Origin of the sequence: Legionella sp. PATHC035, from assembly GCF_026191115.1 — a bacterium.
GTDB lineage: Bacteria > Pseudomonadota > Gammaproteobacteria > Legionellales > Legionellaceae > Legionella.
In genome coordinates this window covers 1,071,538-1,084,690 of record NZ_JAPHOT010000001.1, presented here as the reverse complement: position 1 = coordinate 1,084,690, position 13,153 = coordinate 1,071,538, and the positions used below count along the sequence as shown (strand labels likewise).

Sequence of the window (13,153 nt, the reverse complement as noted above, 5' to 3'; positions counted from 1 at the left end):
TGATCTTTTTTTGATCAGGTCTCGTTTTATTTTGCCTGGATTACAAATCCGAAGCCACTTGCGAGTCACGCATACTCGGTGTATGTTGAATATGAATGGATTGTAAGTTGGGAGTTGAAATGGAATCAACGATCGAAATTATTGGCTATATTGCTTGCTGTTTGGTTTTGGCGACTTTTTATGTCAAAAGGATTTTGACATTACGTCTTGTTGCAATCTGCTCCAATGTAGCATTCATTCTTTATGCTTTAGGGAGCACGCTTTATCCGATTTTTGTTCTGCATGCTTTATTATTGCCTTTGAACTTATATCGGATTTTTGAAATCAAGAGAGGCTCATCGCGTTCTTAATCATTTGTCAGTGGTATGGGATGGTTCTTCTGAAAACGGTGGAATGTACTCAAATAAATGGTTAAGAAAATGTAAATAATCGTTGCAAGAAGCTAAAGAGAGATGAGCGATTTGTTATGATTAACATTTGGATCATTATGACAATGATCGATGGAGAAATATGCCTTATTTAAAATACCGAGATAGTAGTAAATTTATAATTGAAGCCCTATCTCTTGAGCCAAACCGTCTCGGAATGAGAAATCAGCATGCGGACCAAAGCAGACCATTGGACGTCAGATTAAATGAGGAATTAACTGCAGCAGATAAAACAGCAATTGACTTATTTGATTTGGAAGAAATGATGGAGTTTTTGTTATTGAGCGAGGACCATGGACAAAATGCACTAACTATCCGTCCAAAGCCTAGTCTTTTACTCTATCAAGAAAAAGATGTCCAGGATATTGTGCGGCTTCTAAAAGTGCTTTTCGAGCAATTTAAAATTGCTTTAGAAAAAAGGGGCGTGCCAGTAGATAATTTCACGGTAACTCTTAATAAAAATGAACTTGTTGTGTGCAACAATTTTATTAAGGCACTGATGAGTAATAACTTATTTCCTAAAACAAACCTCCCGAATCAACAACTTGAAAATCAGTCCCCTCGTTTAACTCCTTTTACTACAAAGCCCTCACCATCGGCCCGTAACGATAAGAAAGAAAAAGAAGTTGAAGAGAATGCGGTGGAGTATGAATCAGAGGAAGTAAGTGGATTTAATCCATCTCCTTTTTCATTGACTAAATTTTTTGGTTGGGATTCCTAGTCTGAGTATAGGCACGCAGTTCACTCATCCGCCCTAAAGGGCAACTTCTCCCCCTGGGGAGAATGGAAATAATAGCAAGAGCAAATTGAGATGCATCTAGCCTCTCTGAGATTGAATTATTTATTTCTCTTTTCATGCTCAAGTAACCATTTTTTACGTGCGATCCCACCACCATAACCTCCCAGATTACCACTGGAATTAATGATTCGATGGCAAGGAACAATAATTGCAAGCGAGTTTGCACCATTCGCATTGGCTACGGCTCTATATGCGGTAGGTTTATCTAATGCTCGTGCTTGTTCTGCATAACTTCTGGTCTCTCCATAGGGAATCCGCGTTAAAGCATGCCAGGCCATTTTTTGAAAAGGACTACCCAGCATATGTATTGGGGTATTGAACTCTTTTAGGGTCCCCTCAAAATAAGCGTTGAGCTCTGCTTGAATAGAATGAAGTGGGGGGGCCTCTCCTGGGATAATGGCTGCGTTCATTTTTTTTCTCAGCCGTTCGACTTCTCGTTCTAGTCCTCTTCTATCTACGAATTCCAAAAGATATAAGGCCTCTTCATCCGCTACTGCAAGCATTGGTCCTAACGGTGAGTCAAACCAGGAAGCTTTTAAAACGATATGATGCTTGTCTAATTGTGAAGGGGCTGCACCCATTATTTTAGAAAAGGCATCACGAAAACCACTACTGGACTCATATCCCACATTCACTTGTGCTTCAATCACTATTTTACCCTCACGAATTTGTTTCATGGCAATACCCATTCTTCTTGCACGTGCATAAGCAACAAAGGTTATCCCAAAGCGTTTTTTAAATTGTCTCCGTACAGTGGATGTATCAACTCCTAACGCTACAAAGTCTTTGTCTTTCCATCTCTTTTCAGGATTGGCTTCTACCGCCGTAACTAATTTTTGAATTAGATGCGAAGCCTGGTTAGGATAGGACATCGGTTGGCAGCGCGCACAGGGCCTATATGAAGCAAGGAGCGCCTCTTGCACAGTATGAAAAAATTCACAATTTTCAAATTTAGGTTTTTTTGCGGGACAAGTTGGTCGACAAAATATTCCAGTCGATTTAACACCTACAAAAAATATGCCTTCATATTTGGAATTTTTAGCAAGTAATGCTTGGTAATACTCATTCTTTACCGAATTAGATAACATGGATCGCTCAAATCAGTTGTTTCATTTCTTACTATAGCTTTTTTAAAAAAAATGCGGCCGAAATTCAGGCATTGAATTAAATGGAAATCACATGATAGCACGATAAAGTATTGACCGGCTGCTCGCAAGCGCAGGGGTATGTGTTTTGTGCTCAAATTCGCTTTAGGTTGGGCCTTGGCCCAACAAAAGACGCTACACTTTTTTAAGACCACTGTAACAAGTCGGGCTTTTAATTTCTCCTTGAACGGGCAAGGTGATTTGTGTCATTCCACAATGGTCCGTTCTATAAAAGGGAATATTCAAGGATTTCATACGTGCTAATGTTTTAGCATGTGGAAAATGAAAGCGATTGTCAAAACCCAAAGAAGCTATTGCATAACGGGGAGCAACCTCTAGTAAAAATCGATAAGAAGAGGAGGTCTTACTCCCATGATGGGGAACAATTAAAACATCAGATGCGAGTTCGTCTCCATAGGTTCTTATCAAATAATCTTCGGCGGTCTTTTCGATGTCGCCGGTTAAGAGTACTGTTCCAGCTTCTGTACTTATTTGTAAAATACACGAATTGTTATTTTTATTTTTAAAATGAGTAGTGATAGGCAAAAAACGAAAATAGACGTTATCCCATCTCCATGGCGGGTAGTCATGACATCGCACCCCATGATTATTATAATAAAAAGGTTCATTTACTAATCGTTGCGCTACGAGTACCCCCTTCTCCAGCGAGTTAAGTCCGCCCCGGTGATCTTTATCTGGATGGCTAATCACCACAGCATCAATTTTATTGACTCTTAACGTTTTAAGATAAGGCAAAATCACCATTTTTCCTAAATCATTTCCTTGGAAAAATCGATCTCCAGTATCGTAGATCAGAACATGATTTTGAGTCCTGACGACTACTGCCAGTCCTTGGCCAACATCTAAAATATCAATCACAGCTTCCCCTGGGGAGCGTATCGTTTGATGTGGAAAAACGGCGAGTAGAACCCACAGTGGTGCAATCCATTGAAAGGGCTTAATTGGCAATAAGACCCACATCAACAGTACTCCCATCAGGATAATAACCCATTCCATACCTTGAATGGATCCATTGATATTAATGTGTGCCAAATGCTCAATTAAATTTAATCCTTTAAATAATAAGGCAATCAGTAAGGCCAACAGTTTCATCAATAAACCAGCAAAACTCCAAGAGCAGAACGTCATGGTGATTAATGCTAAAGGGACAATCAGTAGACCAACCAAAGGAATAGCAAATAAGTTTGCAATAAATCCATTTATGGAACCATAAGCATACCAGTATAGGGTTAAAGGCATGAGTCCAATCAAACAACTCAATTGTATGGCTAAATTTCCTCTATAACCTTTTAACCTCCAGCGCTGTTGTGTCAAAAGCAAACAAGCAACTGCGATGAATGAAAAATAAAATCCCTGCATGAATACTGCATGAGGCTCAATACATAAAACCCCAAACAAAGCATAACGCCATGTTTGCCAGGTAGAAAAGCGCAATTTTCCCAAGCGATAGAACGTATAAAAAAAACAACCGATTAATGCTCTTTGTACCGGTGGGGCAAATCCTGCTAAAAAGGCATAACATACCGCAGCCAAGAGACCCATAACGCTGGCTACGTAAGGGGCAGGAATCAATAAGCAGCAGCGCGCGCTTTGACGCCATAACCAGCGAACCAGCCAATAAATCATCCCGGATATCAATGCAATATGCTCCCCAGAGATTCCAAAAAGATGAGTTGTGCCTGTGCGTCTAAATAAATCCCAATTTTCTTGGCTAATATGGCTTGTTAAATTCAAAGTTAAGGCTTCAACAACACCTGCTGTCGATTGATCTGGAGCTAATTGGGTGAGTTGATTGCTTAAATACTCGCGTAATCGCAGCCAACTAAAATTAGAAGGTGATTCGGCAAGCAGTTTGTTTTCTTGGGGAAGAATATAACCAATCCAAAAGATATGCCGTGCTGCGAGCGAGCTCACGTAATCCATGCTTCCAGGATTAAGATAATTGCGTGGCCTTTTCAATTTGACCGTGAATCGCCATCGTTGTCCTGAATGTAACTTGGGGGCATTTTTATACCACGATAATTGAATTAAACCTTGTGCAGGAAGATGATCGTATTGTTCAAGAGTTAATAAAAATTGTGTTTTAGTAAAATCTTGAGTAGGAATGGACGCAATGGTTCCTTCTATGGTGACTTTAGGTATTACTTCAATAGACTCCTCTTGAAATGCTGCTCCAGAGGACAATTGTGTGGTTGGTATGTGTTTCGAGAGAGATGTAAGTGTTCTTATTCCTTTGGGTAAAACCAAAGATTGGTGCAGCCAAGCGAACAAGAGGCCAAAAATAAAAAAAGCAATTATTGAATATTTTGGACTGAGGTAAAAAATCAGTAAGTTGACTAGAGGTAAGAAGTAGTTTGAGGTGTATAGATAGAGAATGCCTAAAAAAAAGCAAAAAATTTCCATTTTATTTTCAGTTGGACTTTCCGTTGCGATGGATAGTAGAGAATAGGCTTTTCTTTGTAAAGTAAATTTTTTGGAACTTTTTTTCCGCCGGGGATAATGTTGCTATTACTTTTTATTAGAGTGTGTTGACAATTGATCCTCGTAGCCTACCTGCCTCGGCTTGTTCGAGGCATCCAATCAAAAGTTCAATTAAGAGCAAATTTTTCTTATTAGTCACGTAGGCGTGGGAAATCAATTGCCAACACGCCCTAGGATAATCACCCCAATACTCTTTATAAAATTTAAGTGGGATTCCAACAAATAGTTTGTGCAGTTCCTGATGAATCGACCGCAGTTTTTGTGTTGGCCTGATCTACAGTCATACTGGCACAGGTCGTATCTTCCGTTTGGCTGCCTATGGGGGTTGCCGTCAGCGTGTAGGATGTTGGACCTAAATTCGTTAGGGTAATACTGTAAAAGCCTTGTGCGGATCTTTGTGGAAAGGCGGGTAGTGAACCGCAAGCCGCATTATAGGAAAAATTTTGAGAATAACAGCGTTCAAGAGTGATCTGATCTTGCGCCAGAGTAGCTATCGCATCTGAACGGCGTGATTTTAGTAAAAAACTTACGTAATAAGGATAGGCGATTGTAGCCAGTATGGCCATAATAAGGATGGCCATCATTAATTCGATTAAGGTAAAGCCTTGCCTTCGTGTTTGATTCATTTTGGTATCCTTATTGCAGTTGCCACCACCCTGTTTTTCTTTGAGAAGTATTCGGGTTCAATATAGTCGATTGACTGCCATTCGCTTGGGTAATGAGCAGAACGGCATAATTATTTTGATTCGCTACAACAGTTGGTGCATTTGCAAAGTTATTGGATAATTGAATGCCTACAACCCCTGAGTATAAATATTGATTAGTAGGCGAACCACTGGCACTAACACCGGTAATTTGCGGATTAGGAAATGACCCTCCTGTCTTGAAGTTCAGTTCAAGCAGCATCGACGAAAAACTGGTTCCGCACGATTGTGGTGGGGTATTTAACGTGCTAATAAAGGCTCCATTGAATAGGGTGGGATTGGTAACAATACGCTGTCCTGAGGTAATCATATCAGTAAACCATCCAAATTGATTATTCCAGTTAACTGGAGTGGATGATGCGGTAACAACTGGGACGGATAAACCCGAGGTTGACGTAGAAACTAAATTCAGGGTTTGTTGTTGGAGATTAGTCCGGGTATAAGTAACACTTGATTGCGGTTTATCCAAGACACCATAAATTGTCTGTGTTTGGGTATTGAGCAGATCAGAGGTCTGGAGTAGTTGTCCGGTACCAAACATAACGAACAATCCGGGGATGCGTGGGTAATTAGGATTAAGGGTTACTACCGGCGCGGTAGTAATGGATTGGGCTGTGCCGGAAGAGTTTCTTGCTTGAAACAACAAGCGCACAGTCCAATTGGCGGGATTCGGATCGCTTACATTGACTGACCACATATTTCCTTGTAAATCTCCGGCATAGACATTAGTTATAGGAACTCCTTGAAAGCCATTTAGGTTGGCCACTGCAACTGAGGATAAGCCTTGCGGCGTTGAACTGCTGCATGTACCGGGCACCGCATTACACAGATTGATCTTACTGATCAAGGCACCTGTTTGTGGATTGATCGCATACAATATTGCTGTGTTGTTTGGATTGTTGTAGCCATTACCAAAAAAGACCGCAAAAGTAGCCGGGGTTGCACTGCTTGAACCAATTTGAGCGATTTGTGGTTGGCTGTAACCTAGGCCCATATCCGTATCAGTGAATTCCCAAAGTACCTTTTGAGCCAAATTGCTTTCACTAACAAAATTGATAGGATTGGTAATATCCAATCCAAAAATACTGTTGCCACCTCCATTTTCACTGCTAACCAGCACAGTATGCCAGCTGCTATCGGAAAATTGTACATCTGCTGATTGAGGTGAGCCATCCACATAAAAACGATGACTTAAGTTGTAAAGAGGAGAAGTAAGATAGACAAGATTATTAAATACCCCATTAGGAATAAAAGCGAATACCTCCTGACCATTCACGGCATTAAATGCATGCAACATCCCATCGTTTGCCCCAACATACACCATTGGCGTACGATTCGCTTGGGCCTGGGCAAAGGAGAGATAGCTTGAACTGGTATAAGGTGCTGATGGGGGGCCTACATACAAGACTTGGCTGTCTATGATATCACCAAGAATATGGGAGCGATTTCTAAAGCTTCCACCGTTGTGGAGCTCCAGGGCGGTATTACCACGCAGATACTGCAACCTTTGTTGGCCTAATGAATCTGAAGGTTGAAGCGCGGTTTGTTGGCTGGTGCTTATATTGGCCCATTCAAAAGGAACACCGGTATTGGTTGCCGGATTCCAGGTGGCAATAAATCGGTTGGATGACCATCCTGAACCAGCGACTAGAGTATCGAGTAGCGGTTGTGCATTCCAGTTGGTAGCTCCTGTTAAAATCCCTGTTGCCGGATCAAGAGGTAGGGAAACTAAACTTCCTGTCCAGTCGAGATAAGGGCTATCATTGGATACAAAACTGGCCTTATATTCCACACTGTTTGTACTCAGTTGGGTAGAACTTACTGATGCTGCAGTGGTTGTATAGGAACCATTTTGAATCGAAATCATAATGGAGTTCAGATCATTAACCAGATCGGTTGAGCTGGTGGCTGGGTAGTAGTTGGTGGTGCCTCCAGCGACAGCCATTGCCGTCAGTGTAGACGCTGCTTGGGGGTTTAATGAGGGATTTACTCCAGCCCCAAGGCCTATGACATAGGTTGGAATTCCATTTTGTTTTAGTGTAGTAATCGTATTTAGGGCATCGGTCAAGGCTTGGCAATTGGTACTTTTAAGCGAGCCATCTGCATTAAAGGTTGCAGTAATACCATAGCCCGTCGCAGCGGCACTGCCTAAGGGAGGCCATAGTTTGCCACTCAGATCTTGAGTTGGAAGACCATCAGAAATCAAAATAACGTATTTTTTTTGTGGGCAACCATTGCCACTGGTAGTGCCCAATGTGGTGAGGTATGAGTTAGCTTTTGTGAGCAGGCCTGCAATTGGTGATTGCACGGCTGACGCTTTAATTTCTTTGGTTGACGAGGAATTTGTTTCAGGCTGTAAGTAAGGCGTAAATACACTAATCGCATTGTTGATACTCGTCTGGGTTGGCGTTGTTCCAGCACTCGTCATAGGAACCAAAACGTTTCCTGTGGTAGCAGATTGGCTGCCGTTATATCCAAAACCTCGTTGAGCATAAAGCACTTGTGGGGAAAAGGGCACAAATCCCGCGTTGGTTGGGCTTGTACCAAAACCACCAATGTTAGGTAACGATTTGGAGTAAGAAATTAGCACGTTGCCACTGTTGTAATTGCTGATTGAAAAGTTAGGTGGATAGGGGGTCGCAGGTGAAGGTCCATTGTAGGTAAGAAATACTCCTGGGAGGCCAGAGCTCGCATAAAGTACGTCATTAATCGAAGGGAAGTCACTTGATGAACCAATTTGCATGTATAAGTTTGAAGAGACTACTGAAGAACCATAAAAGCTGGCGATTGAGCTGCAGTTACTTTGAACGGTTGAGGATGCAGTAGAATAGTTGTAGCAGGGGTTTTGTACGTAAGTATTCCCTGCAACCTGTGTGTTGGTGAATGAAAAATTACTGCTTTGAGGAGACATATAATAAACCCAGGTGTTGTAAACGCCGACACCACTGACACTGTAGGTTTCCAAAGCAAAGTCTGTGGATTCCATGTAGGTGTTGATAATGGCTTGAATGCCCGCTTTCGCCACATTTAAGCGGCTGGGGCTATTATCGACCAACACACCACTTTGATTGACGGTATAGGGTGCTTGCCCACTACTATTAGCTGCTTGGATTGGAGGGGTAAACCCTGTAGGTACGGTATAATTGATAGGGGAGCTGGAATTAGTCAATGAGGTTAAACCGCCAGTAAGTGAGCCGGAGCCTGTCATGATGGCACCAGCCAAGTTCCCATCCATGGATTCGGAATTTCCAATGGCAATTAATATCTGTGGATGAATCGGACTGGCTAAGATCAGTGGGACTTGAGGGATATTCAAGGTCGGTTGGCTCGCTGCAATGGCAAAAGTTGACAGCAAGATTAATAATAAAATCTTGAGTCCTTTACCAAAATATCTGCTTCGTGCATTGTTCATAATCAATCGTACCTATGGTTGAATTTGTACCGTCGTTTGTAACATGACCGATGTGTTTCCATTCGCGCCTAAAGAACGTGCTGTAATCCGATAAACGTAAGTCGGCATTTTCATATTTTGCCCCGGCTGAATAACCGAGGGCAGTTGTTCTATAATATAACTTGCTTGGGAATTGGAATATCCTTGAAAACTGGGAATTACTGATGTAGAACTGGACCAATTGACTGTGGTCCATAATGGTGGATTATTAGGATTTAATAGGTACAGTCCACTGTTGTTATTTAAAAAATTGTTTGCTTTGTAAGTTCCATTCAGTAAATTATTAACTGCCTGGTTTAATGCGCCTTCCGTTTTTTCCAAACAGATTTCGCTATCGGTAGCATTCGCTGCAATTCGTGTCTGTGTGGTATTGAGTGACACATCTGTAAGTGCCAAAACAGTAAGCATAATCAGCAAGATCATGGTGATGAGCAGAATATATCCTTTTTCATTTGCCGCGACATTCTTCCAAGACAGTTCGTGTATTGAGGCATGCTTATCCATCGGACCTTTTTGATTACCGTATTGTTCCCTAGATTTTTTATTTGGCGAAATAAGTTTCATGATCCCGCATTCCTTAACGCAATATTGACTTCATATACATGACGAAGACGATTATCGTTTGGTACAGTAACTACAGTATCTAAGACCGTGTATTGAGTGGTATTTTGATTACCTGAAGCAGCCTGCCCTTCAATTAAAAAACCCAGACGAATTGCATAAACTTGAGCCCAGTTTGGGACTGCGTCAGCAGTGACATATTGAGAGATTGTCCCATTGCCACCTATGCCATACTGGACTTTCATGACGTCAACACCAGGAACCAGCGGTTGAATAGTCCAGCCGGTCTGAGTCAGCGTTCCCCGCATTAATGAGCTTTGTCCACCTTGTCCTTGTCCTACAAAAAATGCAGTTTGTTGTAAGGGAATGAACTGAGAGCCAACCTGATAATTAACACTAAACGTAGACGTAGAATTGTCATATTGTCCTGAGCCTGCCGCATGGGAAATGGATGTACCAGCTACTCCAGTCATGACAAATACAGAGGATTTAACACAATCAGAGACCGCAGCAAATTGACCCGCAGCAAGGCTAAGACCGGTTGTACTTTGCACTGTAAAGGAACTACTGCTTGAGTCAATGGCCGTTACTGAAACAGGAAAACTCCCGGGAGCTGCGCCTAAGACAACCAAAACATCACTGGTATTTTCTACGCTTCCTGCCAAAGAGGAATCCAGAGAAGGTGTCCAATCACCCGCATTCGCGTCGTTGCTTGGGTTGTCCTGAGTAATGGAAATGGTTGTGCCATTCCGATTATACCCAGCGATGAGTGTTGGGTTCACATTCAGTGTTCCAAGCGGACTGGAACCGCCACCATTTAAATTAGACATTGCCGTACTGTCTGAACCACATCCTACAAATCCAGTGGAGCGAATAATCGGTACGACTAAGTTAGCAATCGCATTTTCGGTACTTTGAATCAGTGCTTGGGAATTGGTTGTTCTATAGACTTGTGTTTGAGTGACATAGACTTCCATAACTGCATAACTGAGTAGGAGACCTATCGCAGTGGCAATCATTAATTCGACTAACGAAAAACCTTGTTGATATTTGGTATATGTATTCATAATTGACTTTGTACGCTTAGTTGAACATAGTTGGGGTTAGTTGGCGATGGAGTACTGCTTGCCCCAACTTGATTTTGTGCCAAGCTATCGTCCCATTGTACCGTTACCGTAATGATCGTATTTCCTCCCGTCCCTGGCGCAGGAGCAGAAGTAATCGAACCGCTGCCATTAGGTAGCCTGCTCACATCAAAGCTTAACCAATACCAGGTATCATATGAAGCTAATTGAGCATTCGAACACGGGGATTGATTGCACATCACTCCAGGAGCTGCTGGAAGAGTAGGTGAGCCACTACTGTTGATATTACTGATATTGTAATTGCCATTGATCGCAGCCTGAGTATTTGCGCGAATTTTATCAAATATGTCATAAATACATTGTACTGCCTGTTGTTTGGCGTAACTCGAGTTATTGGCTTTGCTCGAAAGGATTAACATGCCTGCTATCCCTAACATGCCCACCGCCAAGATGACAAAAGCAATAAGGACTTCAATTAAGGACATTCCTCTTTGTAGCGTGTTATGTCTTCCTGAACCATTCATAAAGAGTCTCCATTAAGGGCATGCAAGTGCGCTGTTGTCCCAGACAGCTTGCCCGGGTGTTGAACCAGATTGGACAAATCCAGTTGCTAACACTTCTATGGAGCGTGCAAAAGTTCCACCTCGACTGTCACAAAATTTGAAATTACTGGGCGTGGAGGTTAATCCATGCGGATCAAAAGTTACGCTTGCCACCGTGCCTGAAAGTGTCGGATCTGAGGGAAAAAATTGTTGGCTTTGCAATAAGGTACTTGCACCTGCTGTAGGCTGGGTTACAACTATCCATCCAGATCCCCAATTTCCGCCACACGTAGTAGATTGCGCTGCTCCGAACGGGCAAACGATGACATTCATTGATTCATTAAGGGCATTGTTGCGCGCATAATTCAATGCATTCACAAACATATCGGTGTAAGCGGTTAAACGATTGTTCATGAGCATATTACTTAACGCAGGAAGCGCGATAACTAACGCAACACAGAGTACCAATAAGGTTACCAAAAGCTCAATTAAGGTAAAAGCTGCCTTTTTAACTAACATGGGTATCAGTCCCTTGTAACTAAAGCATGTCCACTATCTATTAGTTTAGGTGAAAGCTAAATTTTTTACCAAGAATTAGCGCGTTTAAAATGAATAAAAGGTGCAATACATGTGGAGTAGTTTTCGCAATACTTCCTGACTTATAGGTCGCGTCATCCTGGGTAGAGAAGGCTCCCCTACCGGTAGCCCTTATTGGAACAGGATATCCCCCGCCAAGCTTCGGTATGCCCTAAATTGTAGCCCATCTAATTCGCAGCCCTTATGGTCGATCGTGTGAATTCGAAACAGACTCCATAACCAGAAACATAATTGGTGGGGTTCAAATAGGCTTTTTTCCTAATTCCATTCAACAAATGTCCCCATATCCTGTCCAGTCTTTTGTGGTAAAGGCTTTTTTTTGTTTTGAGCAAAAATAGGCTGTTTACTGCATTGGATTGGTTTTTTAAAGGTTTTTAATGCATCCTCTAAAGTGACAAACTCATAGCCCTTTTGTTTATACAAATTGATAATATCAGGCAAAACATATGCATTAAGTAAATTTGCATGAATCAGTAAAATTTGTGACCGCTGATTATCGTGATGAAATTGGCTGTGCTCTTCGGCACGGAGCGTTTGTTGCCAAATAAAGTCGATATAAAAGGGTTTCAATTCTTCGAGATAAGCGCGTCTATTGAGCTCAGGTACGGATAACAAACGCTGATTAAAGACGAAATCTTTGGAATCTATGGTAATGGGCGCAACATGGTAATTTTTTTTGGCAAGATAGCACAGGATGTCTTCTTTTTTTTGTCCAGAGCTCATTGCTAAATAGGGGTAACGAAAATATTTAGGTTCAGTCAAAACAGGATGCAAAATATGGTCTGCTCCTTTAATTTCTTGGATATACTCTTGAGTGCTCATCTTATTTAGATTCGCATGCGAGAACGTGTGGTTGCCTAATCCAAAGCCTGCATCACGAAATTTACGGAGTATTTCCCAGCTGTCTTTGCGCACTTCTCTGGCAATAATAAATCCGGTCGCAGGAACTTGTTCCTTGGCCATAGTCTCGATCATCATATTCAAATGAAAATTTCGATATTCACCAACAAAAGGCAGATCATCAATGGTGATGGATACTGTTTTTTTGGATACTGCAGGTAATTTTTTCGAAAGCTCTGTTTTTTGTTCGCGATCCTCCTGGGATTGCTTTACTGAATGACTGAGGTCATGATTTTGATTGTCAGCATCTGCGGAAAAACTATCTCCCAATGCAAAACTGAGATTTTGACTCACCATTAAAAACATTAGGGAGAATGATATTTTTTTGATAATAAATTTAATTTTCATTAGAGTACGGCACAAACAAATTCGAGAAAGATGGCATTGTAACAAAAAATTAACTTAAATGGCTTATCTGAAGTGAGGCAGCGATTAAAAT

Annotated in this window: 11 protein-coding genes; 2 read left to right on the top strand and 9 right to left on the bottom strand. The window is 41.7% G+C overall.

Annotation, left to right across the window (positions count from 1 at the left end; translation table 11 throughout):
- Nucleotides 1-119 precede the first annotated feature (119 nt).
- Nucleotides 120-350, top strand: coding sequence for a hypothetical protein (locus OQJ13_RS04845; protein WP_265709566.1), 231 nt, complete (start codon nt 120-122; stop codon nt 348-350).
- 160 nt (nt 351-510) lie between these two features.
- Nucleotides 511-1,149 (top strand): hypothetical protein, encoded by a 639-nt coding sequence (locus OQJ13_RS04840; protein WP_265709565.1) that lies wholly within the window; start codon nt 511-513, stop codon nt 1,147-1,149.
- A 116-nt stretch (nt 1,150-1,265) separates the two neighbouring features.
- On the opposite strand, the gene OQJ13_RS04835 is transcribed toward OQJ13_RS04840, so the two are convergent.
- The 9 genes from OQJ13_RS04835 to OQJ13_RS04795 all read right to left on the bottom strand — a co-directional run bounded on the left by OQJ13_RS04835 (nt 1,266) and on the right by OQJ13_RS04795 (nt 13,062).
- Nucleotides 1,266-2,315 (bottom strand): bifunctional transcriptional activator/DNA repair enzyme AdaA, encoded by a 1,050-nt coding sequence (locus OQJ13_RS04835; RefSeq protein ID WP_265709564.1) that lies wholly within the window; start codon nt 2,313-2,315, stop codon nt 1,266-1,268.
- Between the two features lie 192 nt (nt 2,316-2,507).
- Complete coding sequence (locus OQJ13_RS04830) at nt 2,508-4,796, bottom strand: DNA internalization-related competence protein ComEC/Rec2 (RefSeq protein WP_265709562.1); 2,289 nt, start codon at nt 4,794-4,796, stop codon at nt 2,508-2,510.
- A 281-nt stretch (nt 4,797-5,077) separates the two neighbouring features.
- Complete coding sequence (locus tag OQJ13_RS04825; RefSeq protein WP_265709560.1) at nt 5,078-5,500, bottom strand: type IV pilin protein; 423 nt, start codon at nt 5,498-5,500, stop codon at nt 5,078-5,080.
- A gap of 10 nt (nt 5,501-5,510) precedes the next feature.
- On the bottom strand, nt 5,511-8,990 hold the full coding sequence (locus tag OQJ13_RS04820) for a pilus assembly protein (RefSeq protein WP_265709559.1): 3,480 nt from the start codon (nt 8,988-8,990) through the stop codon (nt 5,511-5,513).
- A gap of 12 nt (nt 8,991-9,002) precedes the next feature.
- Nucleotides 9,003-9,533, bottom strand: a complete 531-nt coding sequence (locus tag OQJ13_RS04815) for a pilus assembly PilX family protein (RefSeq protein WP_265711889.1) — start codon at nt 9,531-9,533, stop codon at nt 9,003-9,005.
- 56 nt (nt 9,534-9,589) lie between these two features.
- A complete protein-coding gene (locus tag OQJ13_RS04810; protein WP_265709558.1) occupies nt 9,590-10,657 on the bottom strand; it encodes a PilW family protein in 1,068 nt (355 codons plus the stop codon).
- Nucleotides 10,654-11,199: a type IV pilus modification protein PilV gene (gene pilV / locus OQJ13_RS04805; protein WP_265709557.1), complete on the bottom strand. Its 546-nt coding sequence runs from the start codon at nt 11,197-11,199 to the stop codon at nt 10,654-10,656. Before pilV ends, OQJ13_RS04810 begins: the two co-directional genes overlap by 4 nt.
- 12 nt (nt 11,200-11,211) lie before the next feature.
- The gene (locus OQJ13_RS04800) at nt 11,212-11,736 is read right to left on the bottom strand and encodes a GspH/FimT family protein (protein WP_265709555.1); all 525 of its coding nucleotides are present in this window, start codon (nt 11,734-11,736) and stop codon (nt 11,212-11,214) included.
- A 336-nt stretch (nt 11,737-12,072) separates the two neighbouring features.
- The gene (locus tag OQJ13_RS04795) at nt 12,073-13,062 is read right to left on the bottom strand and encodes a polysaccharide deacetylase family protein (protein WP_265709553.1); all 990 of its coding nucleotides are present in this window, start codon (nt 13,060-13,062) and stop codon (nt 12,073-12,075) included.
- Nucleotides 13,063-13,153 lie beyond the last annotated feature (91 nt).